This is a genomic window from Sporomusa sp. 246TCP1 (assembly GCF_057319775.1).
In genome coordinates this window covers 4316135-4339821 of record NZ_CM170492.1, presented here as the reverse complement: position 1 = coordinate 4339821, position 23687 = coordinate 4316135, and the positions used below count along the sequence as shown (strand labels likewise).

The 23687-nt window shown below is 42.6% G+C and carries 23 protein-coding genes and 1 pseudogene; 15 read left to right on the top strand and 9 right to left on the bottom strand.

Annotation, left to right across the window (positions count from 1 at the left end):
- Positions 1–5 precede the first annotated feature (5 nt).
- The 7 genes from AC1ECB_RS20515 to AC1ECB_RS20485 all read left to right on the top strand — a co-directional run bounded on the left by AC1ECB_RS20515 (position 6) and on the right by AC1ECB_RS20485 (position 6182).
- On the top strand, positions 6–1148 hold the full coding sequence (locus tag AC1ECB_RS20515) for an aminotransferase class V-fold PLP-dependent enzyme (protein WP_485665524.1): 1143 nt from the start codon (positions 6–8) through the stop codon (positions 1146–1148).
- Complete coding sequence (locus AC1ECB_RS20510) at positions 1149–1385, top strand: putative Se/S carrier protein (protein ID WP_485665523.1); 237 nt, start codon at positions 1149–1151, stop codon at positions 1383–1385.
- A gap of 19 nt (positions 1386–1404) precedes the next feature.
- A complete protein-coding gene (locus tag AC1ECB_RS20505; RefSeq protein ID WP_485665522.1) occupies positions 1405–2562 on the top strand; it encodes a double-cubane-cluster-containing anaerobic reductase in 1158 nt (385 codons plus the stop codon).
- A gap of 3 nt (positions 2563–2565) precedes the next feature.
- Complete coding sequence (locus AC1ECB_RS20500; RefSeq protein WP_485665521.1) at positions 2566–3396, top strand: acyl-CoA dehydratase activase; 831 nt, start codon at positions 2566–2568, stop codon at positions 3394–3396.
- Positions 3397–3567: 171 nt separating this feature from the next.
- Positions 3568–4197 carry a glycine/betaine/sarcosine/D-proline family reductase selenoprotein B gene (locus AC1ECB_RS20495; protein WP_485665520.1) on the top strand — a complete coding sequence of 210 codons (630 nt, stop codon included), beginning with the start codon at positions 3568–3570 and terminating at the stop codon, positions 4195–4197.
- A 271-nt stretch (positions 4198–4468) separates the two neighbouring features.
- Positions 4469–5377 (top strand): selenium metabolism-associated LysR family transcriptional regulator, encoded by a 909-nt coding sequence (locus AC1ECB_RS20490; RefSeq protein ID WP_485665519.1) that lies wholly within the window; start codon positions 4469–4471, stop codon positions 5375–5377.
- 13 nt (positions 5378–5390) lie between these two features.
- Positions 5391–6182 (top strand): cache domain-containing protein, encoded by a 792-nt coding sequence (locus tag AC1ECB_RS20485; RefSeq protein ID WP_485665518.1) that lies wholly within the window; start codon positions 5391–5393, stop codon positions 6180–6182.
- A 403-nt stretch (positions 6183–6585) separates the two neighbouring features.
- Here the strand turns inward: AC1ECB_RS20485 and AC1ECB_RS20480 are convergent, their stop codons facing one another.
- Positions 6586–7113: a DUF3794 domain-containing protein gene (locus AC1ECB_RS20480; RefSeq protein ID WP_485665517.1), complete on the bottom strand. Its 528-nt coding sequence runs from the start codon at positions 7111–7113 to the stop codon at positions 6586–6588.
- Positions 7114–7396: 283 nt separating this feature from the next.
- Here AC1ECB_RS20480 and AC1ECB_RS20475 point away from each other — a divergent pair, with 283 nt between their 5' ends.
- From AC1ECB_RS20475 to AC1ECB_RS20460, 4 genes are all read left to right on the top strand, one after another.
- Positions 7397–7948, top strand: coding sequence for a DUF3794 domain-containing protein (locus tag AC1ECB_RS20475; RefSeq protein WP_485665516.1), 552 nt, complete (start codon positions 7397–7399; stop codon positions 7946–7948).
- Positions 7949–7980: 32 nt separating this feature from the next.
- Positions 7981–8604, top strand: coding sequence for a DUF3794 domain-containing protein (locus AC1ECB_RS20470; RefSeq protein WP_485665515.1), 624 nt, complete (start codon positions 7981–7983; stop codon positions 8602–8604).
- Positions 8605–8628: 24 nt separating this feature from the next.
- Complete coding sequence (locus AC1ECB_RS20465; protein WP_485665514.1) at positions 8629–9192, top strand: DUF3794 domain-containing protein; 564 nt, start codon at positions 8629–8631, stop codon at positions 9190–9192.
- A 280-nt stretch (positions 9193–9472) separates the two neighbouring features.
- Positions 9473–10606, top strand: a complete 1134-nt coding sequence (locus tag AC1ECB_RS20460; protein WP_485665513.1) for a hypothetical protein — start codon at positions 9473–9475, stop codon at positions 10604–10606.
- Positions 10607–10726: 120 nt separating this feature from the next.
- On the opposite strand, the pseudogene AC1ECB_RS20455 reads toward AC1ECB_RS20460, so the two are convergent.
- The 4 genes and pseudogenes from AC1ECB_RS20455 to AC1ECB_RS20440 all read right to left on the bottom strand — a co-directional run.
- A pseudogene (locus AC1ECB_RS20455) lies at positions 10727–10918 on the bottom strand (SPOCS domain-containing protein); the annotation flags it as partial.
- Positions 10919–11055: 137 nt separating this feature from the next.
- Entirely contained in the window at positions 11056–11550 is a 495-nt protein-coding gene (locus AC1ECB_RS20450; RefSeq protein WP_485665512.1) for a DUF3794 domain-containing protein, read from the bottom strand.
- A gap of 179 nt (positions 11551–11729) precedes the next feature.
- Positions 11730–12164: a hypothetical protein gene (locus tag AC1ECB_RS20445; protein WP_485665511.1), complete on the bottom strand. Its 435-nt coding sequence runs from the start codon at positions 12162–12164 to the stop codon at positions 11730–11732.
- 120 nt (positions 12165–12284) lie between these two features.
- Complete coding sequence (locus AC1ECB_RS20440) at positions 12285–12794, bottom strand: hypothetical protein (RefSeq protein ID WP_485665510.1); 510 nt, start codon at positions 12792–12794, stop codon at positions 12285–12287.
- Between the two features lie 280 nt (positions 12795–13074).
- On the opposite strand from AC1ECB_RS20440, the gene AC1ECB_RS20435 reads away from it, so the two are divergent.
- The 4 genes from AC1ECB_RS20435 (at position 13075) to AC1ECB_RS20420 (ending at position 18618) form a co-directional block, all read left to right on the top strand.
- Positions 13075–14187 (top strand): glycosyltransferase family 2 protein, encoded by a 1113-nt coding sequence (locus tag AC1ECB_RS20435; RefSeq protein WP_485665509.1) that lies wholly within the window; start codon positions 13075–13077, stop codon positions 14185–14187.
- A gap of 59 nt (positions 14188–14246) precedes the next feature.
- Positions 14247–16472 carry a glycosyltransferase gene (locus tag AC1ECB_RS20430; protein WP_485665508.1) on the top strand — a complete coding sequence of 742 codons (2226 nt, stop codon included), beginning with the start codon at positions 14247–14249 and terminating at the stop codon, positions 16470–16472.
- Positions 16473–16538: 66 nt separating this feature from the next.
- Positions 16539–17204 carry a glycosyltransferase family protein gene (locus AC1ECB_RS20425; protein ID WP_485665507.1) on the top strand — a complete coding sequence of 222 codons (666 nt, stop codon included), beginning with the start codon at positions 16539–16541 and terminating at the stop codon, positions 17202–17204.
- A 25-nt stretch (positions 17205–17229) separates the two neighbouring features.
- Positions 17230–18618 (top strand): glycosyltransferase family 4 protein, encoded by a 1389-nt coding sequence (locus tag AC1ECB_RS20420; protein WP_485665506.1) that lies wholly within the window; start codon positions 17230–17232, stop codon positions 18616–18618.
- 74 nt (positions 18619–18692) lie between these two features.
- Here the strand turns inward: AC1ECB_RS20420 and AC1ECB_RS20415 are convergent, their stop codons facing one another.
- From AC1ECB_RS20415 to AC1ECB_RS20400, 4 genes are all read right to left on the bottom strand, one after another.
- Positions 18693–19964 carry a glycosyltransferase family 4 protein gene (locus AC1ECB_RS20415; protein ID WP_485665505.1) on the bottom strand — a complete coding sequence of 424 codons (1272 nt, stop codon included), beginning with the start codon at positions 19962–19964 and terminating at the stop codon, positions 18693–18695.
- A 31-nt stretch (positions 19965–19995) separates the two neighbouring features.
- Positions 19996–21573, bottom strand: coding sequence for a hypothetical protein (locus tag AC1ECB_RS20410; RefSeq protein ID WP_485665504.1), 1578 nt, complete (start codon positions 21571–21573; stop codon positions 19996–19998).
- Between the two features lie 65 nt (positions 21574–21638).
- On the bottom strand, positions 21639–22619 hold the full coding sequence (locus AC1ECB_RS20405) for an FkbM family methyltransferase (protein ID WP_485665503.1): 981 nt from the start codon (positions 22617–22619) through the stop codon (positions 21639–21641).
- A gap of 90 nt (positions 22620–22709) precedes the next feature.
- The gene (locus AC1ECB_RS20400; RefSeq protein ID WP_485665502.1) at positions 22710–23678 is read right to left on the bottom strand and encodes a class I SAM-dependent methyltransferase; all 969 of its coding nucleotides are present in this window, start codon (positions 23676–23678) and stop codon (positions 22710–22712) included.
- Positions 23679–23687 lie beyond the last annotated feature (9 nt).

Below are 23687 nucleotides of genomic sequence, written 5' to 3'. Positions count from 1 at the left end.
TAGCCATGATTTATTTTGATAACGCAGCCACCAGCCTACCTAAGCCACCGGCAGTGGGATTAGCGGTTCTGGCGGCCATTAATACTTTTGGCGGGGCCGGGAGAGGCGGCCATCCCGCTCCTTTGGCGGCGGCCCGCTGTATCTTTCAGGCTCGCAAAGCAGTAGCTGAGTTACTAGGGTCTTCTATTGACCAGACGGCTTTTACCGCCAATGCGACGGAAAGCCTGAATATTGCCATCCTTGGTCTGCTGACATGGGAAGACCATGTTATTACCACCTCCCTGGAGCACAATTCTGTTCTGCGTCCGCTTTACAAGCTTCGTTCCCAGGGAATGGGATTATCGATTATTGGCATTGATCAAAAGGGAAATTTGGATTACGACGGGTTTCGCCGTTCGCTTCGTCCCAATAGTAAAGCAGTAGTCTGCACCCATGCATCCAATCTGACCGGCACACTTACCAATTTGGACTTCATAGCAAATTTCTGCAAAGAAAACGGCCTGCTGCTGATTGTGGATGCATCGCAAACAGCCGGTGTGTTTCCCATTTATGTGGACAAGTTGGGTATTGATGTTCTCTGTTTTACCGGACACAAAGGGCTTCTGGGACCGCAAGGCACCGGCGGACTTTGCATCCGCAAGGGGCTTGCTGTGATGCCACTCAAGGTAGGAGGCAGCGGACTACACAGCTATTCCGAAACCCACCCTGCAGCTATGCCCGAGGCCTTGGAGGCAGGCACGGCCAACGCCCATGGCATTGCTGGCTTGTTGGCTGGAGTTGAGTACATTTTCGAAGCGGGTATGGATACTATACGCAACAGGGAGCTGGAATTAACAAAACTTTTTCGCCAAGGTATTTCGGCAATTTCCGGGATTCGTGTCTATGGAGATCCGGATATGCCTCACGCTCCCATTGTAACCCTGAATATTGGTTCTATGGATTCAGGTGCAGTAGGAGATCGCCTGGAAAACCTATACAATATTTGCGTACGAACCGGTGCTCATTGCGCCCCGTTGGCTCATTTGGCTTTGGGGACCCAGGAGCAGGGAGCTGTGCGGTTCAGCTTTTCCACTTTTAATACAGAAGAGGAAATCCTAACAGGAATCAGAGCGGTTGCTGAAATTGCCGCAGAATGGGAGCAGGGATAAATGGCCAGACAGAAACAACCCAAATTGGTTATTACCTTTCCCACCACCACCGCTGCGATGGCAATGGAAGCTGCCTGTGAATCTAAGCAAGGACGATTAATACCTATTCCACGGGAAATTAGCGGCGGATGTGGACTTGCTTGGTGTGCAGAGCCGCATTTGGAGGACATATTGCTCCAGTTGATGGCTAAACACAATATTGAATATCAGGAAAAGCGAGTTATTTCACTGTATTAACGAAGGGAGAGATATGTGCATGATCCAGATGAAGACCGAGTTGCCACAAGTATTTGAAAGCTTTGCGGAAGCAAGGCAAAATGGATTTCTAGCCATGAAAAAAATTAAAGACAGCGGAACAGGTGTCGTGGGACAGTTCTGTACATATACTCCTCAGGAGATTTTTACGGCTGCAGGCCTTGTCAGTGTAGGCTTGTGTTCTACCAGTGACGAGACCATTCCCGCTGCAGAAAAAATATTGCCGAGCAACCTGTGTCCGCTCATTAAGTCCAGCTACGGTTTTGCCATTACCGACAAATGCCCTTATATGTATTTTTCCGACCTGGTGGTGGGAGAGACTACCTGCGATGGTAAAGTGAAAATGTACGAACTTCTGGCTAAAGAAAAAAATGTCCATATTTTGGAGCTTCCCCGGCGCCAAGATACCCTGGAAGCCAAGGCTCTCTGGCGGGCGGAGCTGGTGCGGCTAAAGGAGCGTGTGGAAAAAGATTTTGGTGTTACCATTACTGATGATAATTTGCGTGATGCGATTCGCAGGCGGAATGTCGAGCGCAGATTGCTGAAGGAATTGTATGAGTTGTCCCAACTGACCCCGCCGCCCATTACCGGACTGCGGCAGCTGCAAATCCTTTTCGGTGCTCAGTTTAAATTTGATTGGCATGAAAAGGTTGCGGAAATACAAAGAGCAATTGACAGCATACGTGCAGCTTATGAAGCAGGAGAACGTCCGGTTTCCGAAGCTGCGCCCCGGATTCTAATTACTGGTTGCCCTATGGGCGGCGTTACTGAAAAGGTAATTAAGGTAATTGAGGAAGCCGGCGCGGTCGTCGTTGCTTTTGAAAATTGCACCGGTGCGAAACAAATGGATCGGCAATGCCGGGAGGAAGGGGATCCTCTTACCAACATCGCCGACCACTACCTGCAGATTGGCTGCTCTGTCATGACGCCGGACAACAACCGCTTTGAGCTTTTGGAGCGTCTCTGTAAACAGTTTCAGGTTGATGGTGTGGTGGAAATGACGCTGCAAGCCTGTCATACCTATGCGGTAGAAGCGCATTCAATTAAGGCGTTTCTGCAGGAAAAAGGCATGCCCTACCTACAATTGGAAACCGACTATGGCACGGCGGATATTGGCCAGCTGTCCACACGGGCCGGTGCCTTCGTGGAGATGTTATAGACAATGATAAAAGCATCTATCGGCATTGACTGTGGTTCTGCTGCATGCAAAGGCGTCCTCCTCCAAGAGGACGCTATCCTCGCTTCGTGTTCGCAATCCACTGGCTGGAGTCCGCGGGATACTTCCCAGGCGGTTTTGGAGCAGCTTTTGACGAATGCAGGGCTTGAAAGAGAAAATGTACATATTGTCGCGACTGGATATGGCCGAGTAGGCATAGAGTTTGCCAATCAAACGGTGACGGAAATCACCTGCCACGCACTAGGTGCAGATTACCTAGTGCCAGGTGTACGCACTGTCATTGATATTGGCGGGCAGGATTCAAAGGTCATTGCCGTAGAAGCCGGACAGGTCCGCTCCTTTCAGATGAATACTAAGTGTGCCGCAGGCACTGGCCGCTTTCTGGAAATGTCGGCCAACCGGATGGGGATTGGTTTAGCAGAATTCTCGGCCTTGCTCTCTGCGGGAAAAAGCTGTTCATTAAGCAGCATGTGCGCCGTATTTGCCGATTCGGAAATCGTATCGCAGCTGGCAGCAGGAAAAAGCCGCGAGGAAGTGGCTGGCGGCATTGTTCAGTTAGTTGTAGATCGCACGGTTGCCTTAGCGGCCCGGGTGGAATATTCTCCTCCTATATTGCTGACAGGGGGCTTGGCGGACATGCAGGGAGTTCGAATCGCGTTAGAGAAGCAGACTGGTTATCCGGTGGTTTCTTTGGAGTTGTCCCGTTTTGCAGGCGCTATTGGCGCCGCAAGAACTTACTGGGTGAAAAGGGCAAGGAATGCCAATAAAAAGTCCAATTTTAGTGAACCAGTTCAGGAGTCCGCAAGTGTATTATGAAATTGAGAGGGAAATTATGAAAAAAATTCACTGTTTTATCCAAAAATATAATTTGATTCTGGGGAAAAATATTAAAGGCGCCTACCGGGGAGGCAAATTGGAAGACTAGTAAAAAAGTATAACAGTAGCTACCTGCAAAGAGCAGGTAGCTACTGTTATATCTCAGGGAAAGTGGCTCTGGCTACCTCCGGCGGTATCGTACCTGTTGGCAATCCTGACCGTATCCAATCCGCCTCTGCCACCAAGTGGGGCAAGTATGACGTCGAGACCATGGACGCCTTGAAAAAGGGTGAATTTATGACCATCCATGCTGGCTTTGACCCTGCTGCTGCCAACAATGACCCTAACGTTATTGTTCCGTTGGATGTAATGCAAGAGTATGCCAAAGAAGGAAAGATCGGCGGCGTATATAAATACTTCTACTCCACCGTTGGTACTGGTACTACCCAGGCTGAAGCCGCCAGAATGGGAAGAGAAATTGCACATGAGCTGGTAAATGACGGCGTTCAGGCTGTTATCTTAACCTCCACCTGAGGCACCTGTACACGTTGCGGTGCAACGATGACTAGAGAAATCAAAAAGGCTGGAATTACCATCGTTCAGATGGCTAACCTGATTCCGGTTATGAAAACAGTGGGCGTTAACCGTATGGTTCCGACCATCTCCATTCCTTATCCTCTTGGTGACCCGGCTTCTTCCAAAGAAGAGCAGCATAAGCTTCGCAAACATCGCGTAGGTGTTGCTTTAGATGCTCTAAGCACAGCTATTGAAGAGCCAACGCTCTTTGAGGTAAAAATCTAATAGATTGTCATTGCACTCCGCCGGTATTATTCCGGCGGAGTGTGTGGCATACAGGCAAAATAAGCCCGGTGTATTAATAGCAGTAAGGAAATGCCGGGGGAATTATTTAATATTTAAAAGATCAATTCAAAAGTGTAAAAATAGCAGCAGTTAAATATCTGATATAATATAATATATATAGAAAATCTATTATAATCCCACAAAATATTCGATAGCATATAACTGCTGCTTTGTGCAGCGCTTGAGCGGAGTATCACGGGAGGTAGCAAAGATGGAAATGAAACAACTGGAAGCATTTATTGCAGTGGTTCAACACAACAGCTTTTCCAAGGCAGCCGACATGATCTATTTGTCTCAGCCAACCATCAGCGCCCACATCAGTTCCCTGGAGGATGAGCTAGGGGCGCAGCTGCTGATACGTTCTACCAAGGCCGTTTATCCAACCCAGCCAGGCAAAGATCTATTTTACCGTGCCAAAAACATCCTTGCCCTGCGCGATGAGGCTATCAGCAGTGTCAATAGAGTTGACCGGGAATTGAGTGGAGAAATCAGCATCTTAGCTTCTACCGTGCCCGCTCAGTTTCTGCTGCCGGAAATCATTACGGCCTTTCAAAAACAGTATCCCCATATTGTGTTTCATGTCCACCAGGCAGACAGCATGCAGGTCGTGGAAGGACTTTTAGGGTACCGGTATGATTTTGGCATAGTGGGTACAAGCGTTAATTCCCGCCGTTTGATAACGGTTCCTTTCTATCGTGACACGCTGGTAATGATCACTCCCCAATTTATAGTTAATGAAGGAGAGATTTATCGCGACCTGCCATTATTTTTACGGCAGCAGCCTTTTGTGATGCGCGGGGACGGCTCCGGTACCCGCATGGAAATGGAGCAACTACTGCATAAACAAGGAATTTCTGTCCAAAATCTGAATATCGTGGCCTACTTCCAAGATACCCAGAGTATCTTATCCGCTGTGTCCCATGGGATGGGGGTATCCTTCGTTTCTAAAGTTGCTGCCACTGCCTATGAAAAGATTGGGCAAATCAAGGTATATGACCTAGAGCAGCAGGCATTCGCCCGACAATTGTACCTTGTTTTTAAAAAAGAATTGGTGTTATCGCCGGTCCAAAGGCTTTTTGTCACTTATCTGGAAAATTATTTTACTAGTGCAACTTTTTAGAGGGGAGAAGCTTGTGAAGAGTATACGAACTTTTTTTATCTTCATCATTACTGGAATTACCTTACTGGTATTTAGTATTCAGACATCTGTTTCGTCAACACAAATCAGGGATTATGCAGTAAACCAATTAGAAGAAAAGTTATTGATTCAGGCTTCGCAAGAGGCAACGTCACTGTATACTCCGATTAAAGAGATTTCCGATGAAGCAATAACCCTGAGTAATATGATTGGAACTATGACGGAGTACCGGGAAGATATTGTAATTAATTATATTATGAGAAGTGTACAAAAAAGTAAGACCTTTGCCGGTGCCGGTATGGCGTTTGAACCGTATAGTTATCAGCCGGACGTGAAAAATCATTTTCCATACATCATGAAGGACAAAAACGGCATCCCGGTTTTAACGTGGGAATATAGCGTAGTGGATTATCATGCTAAAGGGTGGTATAAATTAGGTATTAACTCTCAAAAACCGGTTGATTATTCAGAGCCGTATGTAGATCAAAGTGATCCCAATCTGATCTGGGTAACTTGTGTTCACCCAATAGAAAAAAATGGTAACCGCATTGGAGTGTCTGAAGCGTATTTTACCTTAGACATGTTTAAGAAGCAGCTGGCAGACATTCGCGTGGGTCAGAATGGTTATGCCTTCGCACTTACCAGAGCCGGTTTGGTGATTGGCAATTATGCCGGCAGCAAATCTGAGCCGGCGAAAGACTTATCAGTAAAACTTACGGAAGTAGCCAACAAGGATTGGCAAGCGGTAGGCGAAGCTGCGCTTTGGCCACGATGGCAGAAAATTTGACACAAGCCGTAAGTAGGTTTAAATTATAGTTGGCTGAATGGGTAAGACCTATAGCATCAAGGAGAATGGTCAGTCGAAATTGTCCATTAAATACGTTTGTTTTTTCTCTCTCAAAACGAGGAGAGGGTGCCTCTCGTAGGTTAAAAAACCTAGTTGAGACACCCTCTTCTTTGTTTTCTTATAGTGCTCTCTTAGCGCGACAGCCCACTTCCGGTGGTAACTCCAAGTCTTCTGCCGAAATAGTAGTTCCTTATTGCTCCTCGGTCAAGATTGCCTCTTTCCGAATCTATTGTTTCCAACCATGATAAATAGCCTTATTAATTTACTGTATTATACCCGCCCTGTACAGAGCGACTCGCGCGACGTGCAGGGCAATTGCTTACGAAACTGGAGGGAATGTCATTTAAGGAGTTTGTTGGTTGTAAGATTGGCCGGTATCTAGCTCAGGACGGCAAGTAGGAGCAAATACTTCTGGGTTAGTTGACTCAAAGAAATTGACAAAACATGGATTGCATTGATGGGGGGGCAGTGGATGATAGGATCGTGCCAGTTTTATGCCCAAAATTCTTACATTTAGCGAGATTGCCAGCTCTCTTGCGTTGATAAGCTGTAGTTGTTGAGTATTAATATCACATTTCAGATACGCATTCATGCCAGTGCGTGCACGATAATGCACAAAGGTTTCGTCAAAAGGCAGCCTAAAGAATATAAAAGTTACAGGCTGTGTGCCGTTGTGAACAGATGCCACGTATTCTGCACAAATGCTGATATAGCCGGTAATACGCATTTGTCTGGGTGATACTACGCATTGCTCAATTACTGGTGTTGATGTTACGCGCAGTAGAAAATCAATGTCAGGTTTATCACCAGGGATTGTTAAGTTACTGTTGGTGACAAACTGACGGGCTCTTCTGTGCTTCGGACGAGCCATATTTTTTTCCTCCTTAATCTAATGATATACGCTCTGCATGCAATTATATGTATTATTTCTGGAGCTTTATTAGTAGTTTATGATTTTAATTGAAATGTGTTCCGTATATAACTTTAATAGTCTTTTTGATCTTGGATTATCTAACAGTAATACAGCGTTTTCTAGCGTTTATGTAGCCGTGTTTAGGAACTACCCAACAGTATACTACATATAATGAAGCAGATGAATAAAGAACATCCGAGGTTTTTCTAACAGAATATCCAAATAGTAAGGAGGAATATACATGGATGACAGCTTGATTACCGTTGCTGGGCTCTGTGACATTAGAAGAATCAATTTTACAAAAGGAGTAGATAATTTTTGGACTCAAATCTCGATCCAGGAGAATTTAAATATTCCTGATATAAAACCAGAGATCGAGCAAATTACAGGAGTAAATGTGGCAGTAAGGATCATTAGAAAAAAAGTAGTTGTAACACCTAGTACAGACTCGTGTCCAAATTTTGAAGGCAAATTACTTACAGGGCGGAAATTAATTGTTGAAGGAGAACTTTGCCAGACAATATCCTATATTGCTGCTCGCTGTGAACAACCTGTACATTCAGCTCGTTTTGTCATCCCGTTTTCCGCTTTTATCGTCATTCCCAAGTTGGTGCGGGTTTGGTACAAAGACGATGACCAAGAGGTAGATTCTCTGCATACAACTTACCAGATTAATACCTGCTTAGAAGACGTATTTGTCAAAAAAATTACCCCAAGAGAGGTATTTGATAATGTAATGTTATTACTACAGGCTGTACCGGTTACAGCCGACATTTGTCTTGATGAGGGTTAGTCAGACAATATGTACAAAAAGGAGGAAGAAATGTGAGGTATTGCGATAAAGAACCTGACAAAGAAAATGTCAGCATAGAGTCCGTGGATTGTAGAGTTATGGGTAAGTTTCAGAAACCGAGGTGGTCTGAATCTGAAGATCGAACTCAACTTTTGACTATTAACGGTATATGTTCCCCGGAAAAGCTAGAAAAGTTTTTAGATGACGGTGCTATCCGGCGATGGACGGAGCTGGTGGTACCGGAGGTGTTATGTATTCCATCAGTTAAACCCGATATTGAACAACTAATAAGTATTTCTGCTGCTGTGGAACTCATCTGTGAGCGGGTAATCAGCACACCGTTCAAAACAACCAACCCCAAGTTGTGTCCTCCTATTTTTAATCAGGAAGGTACAGCAATAACCGGAAAGAAATTGGTGATAGAAGGAGTTCTGCGCCAAAAAATTGTATATTCTGCCTGCCAGACGCAAAGTGTGCATGCTGTGCATTTCGATACGCCGTTCTCGGCGTTTATTGTCCTCGATCCTCAGGATCCGCTCACAAAAAAATTTAAGGTAGACGTCTGTATTGAGGATATATTTGTCACAGATATTACTCAGCGAAAAATATTTAAAAATGTTACATTGGTCATTAGGGCGTTGCCCCTCTTACGCTAAACAAGAACAGGGAGGTTTTCACTGATGAAAGTATGTCAATGCTTTGGGCAGAACGCTGTTGAGATAATCGGCTTGTGTGACCCAGCCGAAGCGACCATATTTGTGGAGCGGCAGGATGAAGAGGATTGTGTTGAGGTAGGAGCTTGGACACAAATATCTGTTCCAGAATTATTTAGAGTCCCTGCCGATAAACCTGATATCGGAACGATTGACAAAGTATTTGCTGAAGTAAAAATTATTTCAACTAGAATTGTAAATACACCAATAGGGCCTTGCCCCACAAAAGAAAATATTGAAGGCACCAGACTGACTGGGAAAAAACTGGTGCTTGAAGGCGTATTAAAGCAAAAGCTCGTTTACACTGCAGCTAGAGCGGATCAGCCGGTTTTTACTGTGCATTTTGACGCAAAGTTTTCGGCATTTATTGTTTTAGCACCACATGACGATCATAAAGATTTTTGCGTAGAGGCCTGTATTGAAGACGTATTTGCGATACCATTTAATCCAAGAGAAGTATTTAAAAATGTAACGCTGTTTTTGCAGGTAAAACCGTTTAGTGATAGCGATAGTCGTGTTTATTTTGAATGAACATATAATTGAATAAATATATTAATAGTAAAAAGAGGTCTCCCAAAAGCTAATTAGCTGTTTAGGAGACCTCTTTGCTATACGTTTAATCTTCGTATTTAAATGCGAAACCATTTCCAACTCTAGTGTACGGCTGAATAGTGGTTGGTGCATGAAAACCATCGGGGAGAACAGGATCTCTACCCTGTTGCTTGCAATAACCGCTATTATATGACTTGTAGTTATATTTGTAAGAGAGCGGTTCCAAATCATAGTTATGATTTGGCTTGCAGTTCTGGTTGTGAGAAGGAGAATTATAATCGGCGCTGTGATTCGGCTTGCAGTCATAGACGTGAGAGGGAGGAGTATAATCGCCACTGTGATGAGGCTTGCAATCCTGGTCGTAAGAGGGCGGCTTGCAGTCGTAGTTGTGATGAGGCTTGCAATCCTGGTCGTAAGAGGGCGGCTTGCAGTCGCAGTTATGATGAGGTTTGCAATCCTGGTCGTAAGAGGGCGGCTTGCAGTCGTAGTTGTGATGAGGCTTGCAATCCTGGTCGTAAGAGGGCGGCTTGCAGTCGCAGTTATGATGAGGTTTGCAATCCTGGTCGTAAGAGGGCGGCTTGCAGTCGCAGTTGTGATGAGGCTTGCAATCCTGGTCGTAAGAGGGCGGCTTGCAGTCGCAGTTGTGATGAGGCTTGCAATCCTGGTCGTAAGAGGGCGGTTTGCAGTCGTAGTTGTGATGAGGCTTGCAATCCTGGTCGTAAGAGGGCGGCTTGCAGTCGCAGTTGTGATGAGGCTTGCAGTCGTCATCGTGATGAGGCTTGCAGTCGTAGTCGTGATGAGGCTTGCAGTCGTCATCGTGATGAGGCTTGCAGTCGTAGTCGTGATGAGGCTTGCAGTCGTCATCGTGATGAGGCTTGCAGTCGCAGTCGTGATGAGGCTTGCAGTCGTCATCGTGATGAGGCTTGCAGTCGCAGTCGTGATGAGGTTTGCAGTCGTCATTGTGATGAGGTTTGCAGTCGTCATTGTGATGAGGTTTGCAGTCGTCATTGTGATGAGGTTTGCAGTCGTCATTGTGATGAGGTTTGCAGTCGTCATTGTGATGAGGTTTGCAGTCGTCATTGTGATGAGGTTTGCAGTCGTCATTGTGATGAGGTTTGCAGTCGTCATTGTGATGAGGTTTGCAGTCGTCATTGTGATGAGGTTTGCAGTCGTCATTGTGATGAGGTTTGCAGTCGTCATTGTGATGAGGTTTGCAGTCGTCATTGTGATGAGGTTTGCAGTCGTCATTGTGATGAGGTTTGCAGTCGTCATTGTGATGAGGCTTGCAGTCGCAGCTGTAATTAGGTTTGCAGAGACTTCCATGACTAGGCTTAGAACACTTTTGCTGCGAGTGTTTAGGGATGCGAGAAAACTTAAGTTTACACAGTTTTAATAGTACTATTGTGTTAATCATTCGTGAATTAACAACTTCAGTTTCGGAAATTCTAATTCTAGTTTGCAGGCAAGTATTGAAACGTTCACGAGCAAACCGGTGAAGCAGCAAACCGTTGAACGGTATCTCAGCTTGGAGGAAGTGTATAGGTTGTGAGTGGTCAGACGAACATGCAACATATTCTATACGGATACATACATGTCCAGTAAAAAAAATCTTTTTCCGTATAGTTATAGTTTTATCAATTTTTGTAGTTGTTGAGGTGCGAAGTATGGATTGAATATTAGGCTTATGTTTGGGTACGGTGAGCATACCGTTTACGGAAATTTGAGTACGTCCCATATTCAAATCTCCTCCTATCTTCATGTGATAAAGTAGGTAGTTTGTTTAGTTGTTTACGGTAAGGGCTAGAGTTCTTGTGGCAGCTACCTACTAAGTACTGTTGCAAACTAGAAGTGGTAATTGGCATTGTCATCATGTGGGTGGGAACAATAATTGTATGCTTCTTCAAATACCGGGCAGATAAATATGACTGTGTTTACTATCAGGCATCTGCAATCTAAGCAGCGGACAGAGATATCTTCTATTGCCGAGCATACTTGGATTACTTCATCCTTGATCGGGCCTAATAATATTAAACTGCAAAAGGGAATTTCAAAATGGGCACAATGGACCGACTGGCAGGGGTCATCCGCGGCAAAAGTAACCTTGATCTGTTTTGTGCCTTCGACAACAACCTTGTTCCCAACAGGGGTACAAATAATTTTAGCTGAGCAAATGACTACGTTTACACACACTTCCAACACATAGCGGATGTTAGGATTGGGGTGTGGCATACATAATTTATCAGTTTCGCAGAATTCAGTGAAGGGATGTCGGGGAGGACAATTTGGAAACTGTGATGTCGGAGTAATACCTGTAACATCAACACACTTACTACTCATGATGGTTCCTCCTTATCTATGAAATGTCTTTTATCTTCTATTTGTATTATATTATGTTTTCAGGAGGACTTCTGTTACTATAACTAGATATTAATTCAAACTATTATGTTCGGTTGCGTATTATAGAAACTAATAAAAAAAGCCGGTGCGTCTGCGCGCCCCGGCATCGTGGCTTTATGCTATTCGTCTGTGAGACAAGCGCCACCGCTTGTTAGTCCTATTGAGGAAACATCATCCCAATTAATTAAAATGGAGGAAGGCACTGTATAAAGTGTTTCGGGGGCTCCGGTGAAGCCGAGTACCGGTGTAACTCTTGAGGCGCTAACTGGGTCGTCGGTAAAAGTCGGACAGCAGATGTTTCCGGGAATACATGCTATCGTCATGCGAATAAAGCGAGGACCACAACAGTCTCCTATACGTAGGCCTGTAGATTCTTCTTTTTGGCTATCATCTGAATCTGATGCGGGACTATCAGGGCGGGAATTTGTGAACCGACCACAATCCCAATCATCAATTGTTCCTTGGTATACGATACCACATCTAGTGACAATAGTTGCACTTAGGTTTCCGACCAGGCAGCCCAAATTTAACCTATCTTCATTTCCGGGGGTCATGATTACATTACTCCTTTCTTCCAATTTTAAGATAAGCGGAATACCGCGTTCACTTACCTAACGTTTGTAAGTACGAAACCCCGGAGACCGGGGCTTCGTTGTTAAAGAAAGCAAGTTAATCTAAGCAAAACAAGCAACAGATGGGCCGATGGCGGCAATCTCATCTAAGCCAATTAATACAGTGTCATCTTCACTAAACAGAGGAGTAAAGACGCCTCCGAGTGTAACTCCTACAGCAATAACTGAGGCAAAAAGAGTAGCAACAACAGTAAGGTCAATAGTAGGACAGCACACAAAAGCAGGCGGGCAGGTTAGGCGCAGGCAGATAAATTTGGGGTCATTAACGCATTTAACATCAACATCAACTTCAACCGGTTTGGGGCAATGAGGTTTTTTGTCATCTTTGTCATCGTCATCTTTGCAGTCTTTTTCTTCTTTGTCATAGCCCATAGTCATGGCTGGGAAAACAACCGGGCAGCCGTATTGCGCACGGGTTTTATCGTCGTCTTCTTCAACAACGACTCCTTGGAATATAAAACCACAGCAGGTTACGACAGTAATAGCAGCGTTTCCTAATACGCAGTCAAGATTAAATCCTTTTCCTTTTGCCTTTTTTCCACAAAATGGCATAATTGAATCTCTCCTTCTTAAAATGTTTTTTTGGCTCTCGCCTACTATATACTATGCAACACTATAGTTAAGTGCTTATGAAAAATAGATTTCTTTATTTTGTATATCAGGTTGCACACTGTAATATATGTATCACCCTGAGAAATGTCATATTGTCTTGTGAGATAAATTTTTGTAACTTGCTGGTCCTCTGCATGTAGTGGGGACCAGCTTATTTTTCACATCTCAGTGTCGCTAGGAATAAAGTAATTAGAAGCATATATTTTGAGGAGGTAGTAACATGCCGGATAGTGCTAAGCAATCCCACACACCTATAACTATTAGTTTATGTATGATTGTAAAAAACGAGGAGGCTACAATTGAGCGTTGTTTGCGAACGGTTGAGCAAATTGTCGACGAAATCATAATAGTAGACACAGGTTCAACAGATAAAACAAAAGAACTGGTGAGCCAGTTTACCAATAACATCTATGACTTTGAGTGGATAGATGATTTTTCTGCAGCTCGTAATTATGCTTTTAGTAAAGCAACACAAGAATTCATTCTCTGGCTGGATGCGGATGATGTTCTTTTTGACCAAGACCGTCAAAAGTTACTTGAATTAAAAGCAACTCTCAGTCGGGAAGTTGAAGTCATTACTATGCTTTATTATTTGAGTTTTGATCCAAGTGGAAACGTAGCCTGTCAAATACGCAGGGAGCGTTTAGTTAAGCGAGAAAAAAATTACCAGTGGATGGGAGCGGTTCACGAATTTTTAGACGCGAAAGGCACTCATTTAGATACAGGAATTGCCGTAGCCCACAAGCCCTTAAAACACGATAGTGATCGCAATCTTAAAATCTATGAACGACGGCAATTAAAAGGAGAAGAATTTTCACCGCGAGATCTATACTATTACGCTAATGAGTTAAGAGAACATAATCTCTATAACCGGGCAATTGAGTGTTACCAAAAATTCTTAGAAACTAAGCAAGGAGCGTTTGAAGAGAAAATTGCTACCTGTGCCAGTTTAGCTGATTGCTATTATTTGCTTCATGACGAAGAAAATGAGCTTAAGTATATATACCAATCTTTCCAATATAGTACTCCCAGAAGTGATTTCTGCTGCCGGCTGGGTTTTAATCATCTTAATAATAATCGAATAAAGCAGGCTATATTCTGGTATACACTGGCTACCCATCTAAAGACTGCTAATTCTTCATGGGGGTTAGTGAATAATCAATGTGAAACCTGGTTGCCTCATCTTCAGCTGTGCGTATGTTATTCACGCCTTGGAGACTACAAATTAGCTTACGAACACAATGAAAAAGCGGCAAAATTTATTCCCGATAATCCAATGATTCACCACAACCGGAAACTTCTGCAAAGTAAACTGAATATTGAGCCCTTCTGAGAGTGATTAACTTAAATTCCAGAGTTGTGTTAAAGCCTATAATTAGAGGAGGTCTCAGAGTGGACTGCTGTCTCACCAGTATTATTGTCATAACCTACAACAAGCTAGAGTATAACAAGCTTTGCATTGAAAGTATTAGACAGTATACACAGCCGGACTCTTATGAACTTATTGTTATAGATAACCACTCAACCGATGGCACGGTTGAGTGGTTGCAAGGCCAGCAAGATATAAGATTAATTCTAAATAGTGAGAATACCGGTTTCCCTGTAGGTTGCAATCAAGGCATAAAAGTGGCTAAGGGAAATAGTATTCTCTTATTAAACAATGACACTATTGTGACGCCCAACTGGTTAACTAACCTTACCAAGTGTTTATATAGTTCCAGCAATATTGGTGCAGTTGGTGCAGTTACCAACTCGTGTTCAAATTTTCAAAGCATTCCTTGTGAATATGCCTGTGTGGAAGAAATGATAAGGTTTGCCACACAGGTGAACATTTCTAACCCGGAACTTTGGGAAGATAGAGCGCGGTTAGTTGGTTACTGCCTGTTAGTTAAGGCTGAAATAATCAATAAGATTGGGTTGTTGGATGAGGCATTTTCACCTGGAAATTACGAAGATGACGATTATTGCTTGCGTATTAGAAACGCCGGTTATCGCTTAGTCTTATGCCGGGATACTTTTATTCATCATTTTGGCAGTGTATCTTTTGGAGAACAGACTAATCAATTAAACAACCTATTGGAAACTAACAGACAGAAATTTATCGAAAAATGGGGCTTGCCTCCGCACTTGGCTGCGCCATACGAGCTTACCCAAGACCTAATGGTAAGAAATTGGTTTTCTTATCAATATGAATATAGCTATTTTCAGTTCTGGATAGAAAATACAAGAAGGAAATTTTTTTCGTTTATAGACAAAGCTGAGTTTGCTTTGTTGTCAGGCAATTTAGAGAAGGCCGCGGTATTAGTTAAACAAGCAGCAGATTATGCATATCACTCTCATCCAGGGTTTCTCGTTTCGCCAAGGTTAGAACTAATTCTTCGCGAAATTGCAAACAAACTAAATGGTCGAGCAGCTATACAAGTACCACCCAGAAATACAGAGAAGAGAAATGTTATGCATGTATTAAGTCAAGGTTACGCAGCTAGTAGTCACACTAGAACAATAGAGCGCTGGATATGCATGGATTCTCAATCAGTTCATTCTGTAATAGTTACTCTCAATAGTACAACTGTTCCTCAATCGTTAAAAGACGCAGCAATTTACTCTGGCGGCTGGTACACTACCCTTGACACTGCCAAGTATAGTCTGTGTAAAAAGGCAAAAATACTGCGTAATGCAGCAGCTATGTGGGCAGATGTAATTGTTTTGCATATTCATCCCCATGACCCGGTTGCACCGATAGCTTTTGGTGTTGTAGGCGATCGACCCGTGGTTTTTGTCAATCATGCGGACCATGCTTTTACTATCGGCATGAGTGTAGCAGACATAATAGCTGATCATAGGGAGGTTGGTCAAGAAATAACTTTATCCCGCAGAAACATGAATAATTCCTTTAGACTACCGATTCCTTTGAGCATACCGCAAAATCTACCTGATAAACAAACCGCGAAAAGGGAGTTAGGAATAGACGAGGACAAGATAGTCTTCTTGACAATTGCTTCACCCCATCAATTGATAGCTTGTGGAGAATATAGCTTTTCGCATTTGATTAGAGAGTTGATTAATAGACACCCAAATATTGAGATTTTAGTCGTAGGGCCCTCTGATATTGGAGAGTGGACACAACTCAAGCGGCTAAGTAATGGACGAATAAGAGTTTTCGATATCCAGCAGAATTTGAATAAATTCTACAGTGCGGCTGATATATATTTAGATTCGCTACCTGTAGGGTCGCTTGCAGCAGCACTTGAAGCAGGTGCTTTGGGTATTCCGGTTGTTGGCTTGGCGACAGATTTTGCCGCACATTTTAGTGGTGACATAGCACCAGATATTGTAAAGACTCACTTCTCTATTCGTGAAGAGCTGTTGACGATTATCGACAAACTAGTAAATGATGAAGTATACCGTGCTAACCAAGGGAATCATATAAAATCTGCCCTACTTCAGCACCATTATTTAGGATGGCAGGAGAATTTAAATACGTTATACTCTCTCCTGCCTATTACTCATAAACCTGCTGAAATACCGGTTATAACAGAACAGAACGCTACTAACAGTGATATCGTTTGGGCGTACTTTCAATGTCGATCTGGATTAAGCCGTTCCAGCTTTAGCTAAAGAGGGGAGGGGGACCAGGCAAACTAAAGTTTTAAAGATTATGTTAAAACCTAGAAGGGGGTAACCATGAACGCAAGTAAAATTTGTTTCATAACCTGCGTTAATAGTGATGAACTCTATCGAAAATGTCTGTCCAATATTAGCCTGCTGGATGTTCCAGCAGGCTATGAGATAGAAACGCTCTCCATAAAAGATGCTGATTCCATGGCAAATGGCTACAATAGAGCTATCTGTCATAATGATGCCAAATATAAGGTGTATTTGCATCAAGATGTATTCATTATTAATAAATCATTTATTCACGACTTTTTAACTATTTTTAGCGATGAAAAAGTAGGTATGATTGGAGTCGTTGGTAGTGCCCAGATTCCTCTTAATGGTGTCTGGTGGGAGTCACGCGATAACTTTGGCAAAGTATATGAAAGTCATATCGGGATAATGCGTTTATTATCATTTAAAAACGTAGAATCCAAATTTGAAGAAGTACAATGTATAGATGGTCTTATTATGATAACTCAATATGATGTACCGTGGCGCGAGGATATTTTCACCGGCTGGCATTTTTATGACCTATCACAAAGTTTAGAATTTATACGAGCTGGCTATAAGGTAATCGTCCCTCGGCAGAATAAACCGTGGTGCATCCACGATTGCGGGCTGACACTTGTTAGTAATGACTTTCATAACTATCGCCAACTATTTTTAAACGAGTATGGCAGAGATTTAAGATAAACCGGCGTAATGAAGAGGGATGCTGATGCGAATTGTTATTGACTTGCAGGGGGCACAATCAGAAAGCCGCTTTCGTGGAATTGGTCGCTATAGTATTTCACTAGCTAAGGCGATAGTGCGTAATCGTGGAACTCATGAAATTTTTATTTTACTAAATGAACTTTTCCCAGATACAATTGAGAAAATTAGAGAGTCATTTACTGGAATTCTCCCTAAGCATCATATTATGGTTTTTGGTGCAGTAGGACCTGTTAATGAATTGAATATAAAAAATGAATGGCGAGTACTTGCTTCAGAGTTGCTGCGAGAAAAGCTCATTAAGGATCTTGATCCTGATATTTTACTAGTGAGTAGCCTGTTTGAAGGGGCATCGAATAATACAATCTCTTCAGTAGGTAAACTTTTTTCTGAAATTCAAACTGCTGTAATCTTCTATGATCTTATTCCTTTGCTGTATCCCAAGACCTACCTTGCCGGGGGATCTGCAAAAAAATGGTACTATAGAAAACTAGAATTTTTAAAACAGGCGAATTTGTTGCTGGCAATTTCTAAATCGGCTCAAAAAGAAGCCCATGAGCAACTTGGTATTGAAGAAGAACGAATTATTAGTATATCCTCAGCAGCCGATGCTGCATTTTCAAAGGTAGATATATCTGCCGAAACTATTTTAATGTTACGTACTCGCTTTGGTATACAGCGAAGTTTTCTTATGTATACGAGTGTGTTTGAACCACGCAAAAATTTTGAAGGTTTGATCCAGGCTTTCGGGTTTTTGCCAACAGCTTTGCGAAAAGAGTATCAATTGGTGCTAGTTTGTAACTTGGGTAATGAGCAGAGAAAAATCTTACGTAATGTTGCAGCCAAAGCTGGATTGGATCAAGATGATTTGGTTTTAACAGGCTACGTATCAGACGAGGAGTTGCTGATACTTTATTCATCATGTCACTTATTCGTCTTCCCCTCGTTTCATGAAGGTTTTGGTCTACCTGCTTTAGAAGCAATGTCTTGCGGTGCGGCTACAATAGGATCTTCTACAAGTAGCATTCCGGAGGTTATTGGTAGAGAAGACGCGCTTTTTGATCCTGCATCAACAGAGAGTATGGCCTGTTTGATTGAGCGCGTACTTACAAATCCATCATTCTGGCAATCGCTTAAACAACATGTAGTAAATCAGTCAAGACAATTCAGTTGGGATAAATCTGCAATAATTGCGATTTCGGCATTAGAGAAAATATATAAAGAAAAAGTTGAGGAAGATTGTAATAGCTATTCAAAGCTGATTGATGAAATATCACGGATAGATAGTAAAATTAAGCCAACGAATCAGGATATTATTACTACTGAGGCTGCCATTGCGCAAAACGAAAAACTGGCGTATAGAATGAAGAGATATTTTGAAATGACCATAACATAGCAAGAAAGGAAAAGACGCCGCTGGTACTACTGCACAACAGTAGTACCAACGGCGTCACCACTTGGATGGTATGGTCAATGAAGGCAATGAATATACCAATTTCCATGTAACAAAACATCGAGAAGATTTGTAGTACTTTCAGCCCACGACAACACCGGCATATCCCCGGATAATGGCATAATCTCTTTTTCGTAGAGCTTCATCCATTGCACAAGTGCTTCGCTTAAACTATTCTCATCTAAACCGGTGAAATAATAAGCATGCTGTCCTGCAATCTCACGAAACACAGGAATATCACGTGCTATAATTGGCAGCTTGCGCCTTGCAGCTTCAACAAGCGGTAATCCAAACCCCTCGCCTTCAGAAGCAATAAGCAGGCAAGTAGCGGCACCATAGATCTTTTCTAAATATTCGTCACTGACGTTCCTCAACCAAAACAGTCGCTTTCCTAACTCCTGATGATTTCTCAATCGGTTCACTAACGTATCCACCATCCAGCCCAAATTGCCCACAATGAATAAATTGACTTGTATGTTATCATTCCAAAGTTTTTCGAAAGCAGCCAGCGTCTGTAAATGTCCCTTACGTGGTTCTATAGTACCCACCATCAAAAAACTGGGGTTCTTCGCCATCTTAGATAGGATCATTTCTACATCACCTGGCAAACCAAACGTTGGTGCAGATCGCTCTATGTCAGAACCAAGATGAAACCAGCCAATAGGAAACGGTTGCATACGATTGACCATGTTGTTGTTCATCCATTCATGCAGATCATCAGCTACCGAGCGGGAGATGCATATAGCTCCATCGAAAGAGGTTATCGTTTGAAGCCATCTATTGTGGGCAGTAGATACACTATTAGCAAACACTTGTGGCATTAAAACCGGCAGTAAATCATACACTACGAAATACACGTGCGCGCCAAATCCTTTAATGTCGGTTAAAAAATTTCTTTGGGAAAATACAATTATTGGTTGCCAATCTAGACCTAGGAAAACATCTCCCTGTGCCACTTCAATGGGGGCATCTTTTATCCATTTACGCGGACAGTCCAGGAAGCGTAATGTGAAATTCCTTGCATAGCGATATCCTAATTTGTAATTAGTTGCGAAAATTGGCTCAACCCTATATCCTTGAGGTGGATTTTCCAGTAATTCTTTTAATATGCTTCTGGTAACCCGATGTATTCCAGTTTTTAAATCCAGTTGGACTAATGCTGATATATCTACTAACAGCTGTCGGGATGGCCTTTTCTCCGCTTGATTTTGCGTATAATATTTGCCGGCACAGGCCTCTGGATTATGGTTTGAGTTTGATGCTTGTGCCTCCTGCAGATCAATTCGCATCCGACCCTCCTTCTTCTGTGCTCATGTCAATTTACCTATAGATGAAAACGGCTTCAATAAATCCGAGCCCAAGTTTTTTGGCATCGTCTGATAGCCCAAGCTCTTGCGGTGACTTAGCATTAGGTATTTCAAATTGTAATAGATAAAATTTATCACACTGTTCCGGTAATGCCAAATTAATCAAAAATGGCTGGTTATCGCTCAAACTAATGAAAAATTCAGTGACTGCTTGATTGTTCACAGTTACTTTAATATGCTGCTGCGGCAGCAAGGAATTGACATATGCCTGTAACTTAAATTGAATGAAGGCAGGAGGGCATATCGCTTCAGAGGGTATAATCAGCTCTGCGCAGCACCCATCTACCCAAGTGCCCCAGTCCTCCGCAGCGCGGAATCCGTCGCAGGTGTATAAAAAACTATTCCCAGAGGACCGAAAATCTATTGTAGTGACTTGCTTGCGTAAATCATTGTAATTAATTTGCTTCCAGGGTCTGGGGGGAACAACTGTCGAGTGAACAGACACCTTGCGTCGCAAAATAGGATCTAATTGATCATACCCCCAAGCGCCGAACAGGCTGCGAAAAAGATTGGGTGCCTTAAACTCGCTGTTAGCACATTTACCTTTTGACATAAGCCGATTATGGCCAAAGATTTGTTTCCAAAAATCCCCTGCTAAGATAGAATGCCCGAGAGGATAAACTTTGGCATCACTGGCGACCATAGCCCCCCCAGGCCTTAATGGCTCTCCTAATATAAAATGCACGTCTTTATTAAAATATTTCGCTTCTACACCCAGTGAACTGCTTACTGTCAGGACAAGCTTGATATTTTCATTACTTAGCAGAGAATAGCTGTTGAAATTAACGATTGACCCCCTGCCAAGGTTACGAAGAAGATAAATCATTTGATCAGCCATGCCTAACGGGTGGGGACAAATAAGGATATCGGAACACTGCGCTGTGAGCTCTTGAATCCTCGCACAATAGTCTCGCACCTTGACCGTTCTACCAGCTTGAATAACAGATGCATCGTTGCTCGTCTGTCCAACAAACATTGCCGATTCCGGCTGAATAAAGGCCTGATCCGCTATATCCCCAATACATAAAGCCCGCAGTACATTCGCGTAATCATACGCGCAATCGAGCTGAAATGACCATCGATGTAAGACATTACTTATAGCATCATTATTTGTGCTAACTGCAAATAAAAGATCAGGTAGAAACCGTACGGGATGAACAAAGAAGTTCATATATGGAATACCATGCTTAGAAAGCCACCTGCACATACTTGGGGCTATCTCAAACCCTATAACCAAATCACCTTCAGATGGTAATAATGATTGAATCCATGGGGGTAGCTCCACAGTTTCTTCCTGAAGCTGAATCCAGGACTGAGTAGTCGATATTTCCAGTTCCTCAAGTTTTTTAACATGGCTGTTGAAATCACTGGTGAGCGAATAGAAGAACTTAGGCATTATACCGGTTGCCAAGGCGATAGGGTTACTTAATAGTCTATACAGGACTCGAAAAGCGAAGTGAGTGTGAGGTGAACGCAAAAAATCTCCCAAGAACACAACTTGGTTTGATTTCGGAAGACCTGCTCTCATCATAAAATCTCCTTTACCTGAGCACAACAGAATATCTGATTAATTCATATAGTGCTAACAATACAAGGCTAGTTGCTTTCCAGTTTGCTTACCAGGCTGCTATATATTGCCACACAATATGGCTGGTTGAATCTTTTCAGGTGGTCTAAGAAACTAGATATTTTAGCATGCTGCTGCAGTTTTTCAACATTCAGTATAGTCCAAGCGTAATAATAGACTTCACATGGATCTGATTTTTTTCTGGCCTCTTTAAAAAACAAACTATCCATTTCGGAGCTGCCTTCCAAGATGGTTTTCCCATTTAAGATTGATAAATTAGATTCATGAATCATAAGAAAATCCACTACACATTTAGGCTGTAAACGACAATTTACTTTCTCAACCGTGTTTTGATTTTTAATAATATAGGGATGATAACCAAGGTTTGAAAAAAAATCAAAATAGTCATCCATTGTTCGCTGTGACCAAGATAGGCACCACCCATTAAACTCAGTATATATTGGCGGATAGCTGGCGGTTTCTAAAAAGCGTGACATTCCCTTGACTACTTCGATCTCGGATCCTTCAACATCTATTTTGATTAAATTTACACTGGCAGCATCAATATGCTGGCTCCAGTCGTCAATGCTAATCCCATTAATCAGGGAGTCATTTTCATGATTAAAGAATGAATTAACTAGGTGACCAAAAGGTCCGTCATTATGAAAGAAATATACGCCGCTTTTTTCTGTAACAGCACTTGGTATAATTGTAACGTCAAATTGATTATGCTCTTGCGCTTTTTTCATTTGCGCTGCATTTTCAGTGTTAGCTTCAAAAGCATAAACTTTATAGCCATTTGCGCCAAAAACAAATGAAAAAATTCCAAGATTAGCCCCGATATCTAGAAAAATGCCATGCGGATTGTAAAAGTTGAGTAATTGAACTGATTGATATAAGAGTGCATTATTTTTTGCTTTCAATTCTCTGGAAATGGGATCAGTACTGTTTTTGTTAACAAAAAAAACAATATCATGGCTACCATCAGATAAAATGTAAAGATCGTCCATCTCTCTATCCCCTTTTTGTTAAAACTCGTAACTGTTGTTTTTAAGATCTAAGAACACTCGATTTTTGAGAGTTCCTCTGTGTCCCTCAAGTCATTCTCCTTTGCTTGAGGAGGTTTTTTTTATAAAGGTACGGGTCAGGGCATAATGGGCATTTTCGTTATTACGAGCAATCTCTTTAGCAAAAGAGTCAGATCCTGCAGGTAGAGTCACAGCCCAATTATAAGGTTTTTTTAATAACAAATGAACGGAACCAAAAAGGAATCCTTCGTGAAAAAGTACTAAATTCGGATATGCCGCTTCTTTATCGGCCAAAGATTGAATCGAACGGGCTGATTCAAGAAAATCAACTAATCGCCGGCGTGTATAAAAAGTTTCGTCAGAAGGGATAGTCTCAAGATCCCCGACAAGCGTTAATCCTGACGGCTTAATAATGTAATCATCAATTAGCTGTGGTGTAAACAAGATACAGTTATTATCAAACCATGGACGGTCCTCGGGGCCTTCTAAACGAAACTCGGTAGAAATTGACGCGTAGCCGCCTGGTTTTAGTACTCTGGCTATTTCCTGGGTAGCAGCTGCGACAGCAGCTAATGAGCCAAAGTGTTCGAGCGATCCCGAAGAGTAAATGCCATCGAAAAAGGAAGAGGGAAGCCTAAGTTTGCGTGCATCTGTATTTACGGGAATTACATGACCCCAGGGAAACTTTAATTCTGAATACCATTGCGGCTCAAGCATCATGCCGATGGGTGATACGTCTGACCAGGGTGTATTCTCCATATATCGATCACAGGGAAACGTAATACAGCCCCTGGACGCCAGAAAAAAAGTGGTTAACTCTGTGCCAGCCCCGATCCCGGCAAAGGTATTTCTTTCTTTGATCAAGCCGAATTCTTCAAAAGCTCGTATCGCCATTGCACATTCCCAATGCTTTGAATCCGGAATAACCTTGGGATCCTTAATCCCAAAACGCTGCATCTCGACTGCGGCGAATTGTTCTAATAATGGCCGTAAATGAGAACTCTCAAAATCTTTTAAATCGATTACTTTTGAATAGTTCATGGCTGCCTC

Bases quoted from the DNA above. Each gene is read 5' to 3' on its own strand.
- AC1ECB_RS20410 (WP_485665504.1), bottom strand. From the start codon at position 21,573: ATGATGAGAGCAGGTCTTCCGAAATCAAACCAAGTTGTGTTCTTGGGA.
- AC1ECB_RS20440 (WP_485665510.1), bottom strand. From the start codon at position 12,794: ATGCCATTTTGTGGAAAAAAGGCAAAAGGAAAAGGATTTAATCTTGAC.
- AC1ECB_RS20505 (WP_485665522.1), top strand. From the start codon at position 1,405: ATGATCCAGATGAAGACCGAGTTGCCACAAGTATTTGAAAGCTTTGCG.
- AC1ECB_RS20405 (WP_485665503.1), bottom strand. From the start codon at position 22,619: ATGGACGATCTTTACATTTTATCTGATGGTAGCCATGATATTGTTTTT.
- AC1ECB_RS20425 (WP_485665507.1), top strand. From the start codon at position 16,539: ATGAACGCAAGTAAAATTTGTTTCATAACCTGCGTTAATAGTGATGAA.
- AC1ECB_RS20415 (WP_485665505.1), bottom strand. From the start codon at position 19,964: ATGCGAATTGATCTGCAGGAGGCACAAGCATCAAACTCAAACCATAAT.
- AC1ECB_RS20445 (WP_485665511.1), bottom strand. From the start codon at position 12,164: ATGACCCCCGGAAATGAAGATAGGTTAAATTTGGGCTGCCTGGTCGGA.
- AC1ECB_RS20510 (WP_485665523.1), top strand. From the start codon at position 1,149: ATGGCCAGACAGAAACAACCCAAATTGGTTATTACCTTTCCCACCACC.
- AC1ECB_RS20515 (WP_485665524.1), top strand. From the start codon at position 6: ATGATTTATTTTGATAACGCAGCCACCAGCCTACCTAAGCCACCGGCA.
- AC1ECB_RS20490 (WP_485665519.1), top strand. From the start codon at position 4,469: ATGGAAATGAAACAACTGGAAGCATTTATTGCAGTGGTTCAACACAAC.
- AC1ECB_RS20500 (WP_485665521.1), top strand. From the start codon at position 2,566: ATGATAAAAGCATCTATCGGCATTGACTGTGGTTCTGCTGCATGCAAA.
- AC1ECB_RS20465 (WP_485665514.1), top strand. From the start codon at position 8,629: ATGAAAGTATGTCAATGCTTTGGGCAGAACGCTGTTGAGATAATCGGC.
- AC1ECB_RS20480 (WP_485665517.1), bottom strand. From the start codon at position 7,113: ATGGCTCGTCCGAAGCACAGAAGAGCCCGTCAGTTTGTCACCAACAGT.
- AC1ECB_RS20450 (WP_485665512.1), bottom strand. From the start codon at position 11,550: ATGAGTAGTAAGTGTGTTGATGTTACAGGTATTACTCCGACATCACAG.
- AC1ECB_RS20435 (WP_485665509.1), top strand. From the start codon at position 13,075: ATGCCGGATAGTGCTAAGCAATCCCACACACCTATAACTATTAGTTTA.
- AC1ECB_RS20475 (WP_485665516.1), top strand. From the start codon at position 7,397: ATGGATGACAGCTTGATTACCGTTGCTGGGCTCTGTGACATTAGAAGA.
- AC1ECB_RS20400 (WP_485665502.1), bottom strand. From the start codon at position 23,678: ATGAACTATTCAAAAGTAATCGATTTAAAAGATTTTGAGAGTTCTCAT.
- AC1ECB_RS20420 (WP_485665506.1), top strand. From the start codon at position 17,230: ATGCGAATTGTTATTGACTTGCAGGGGGCACAATCAGAAAGCCGCTTT.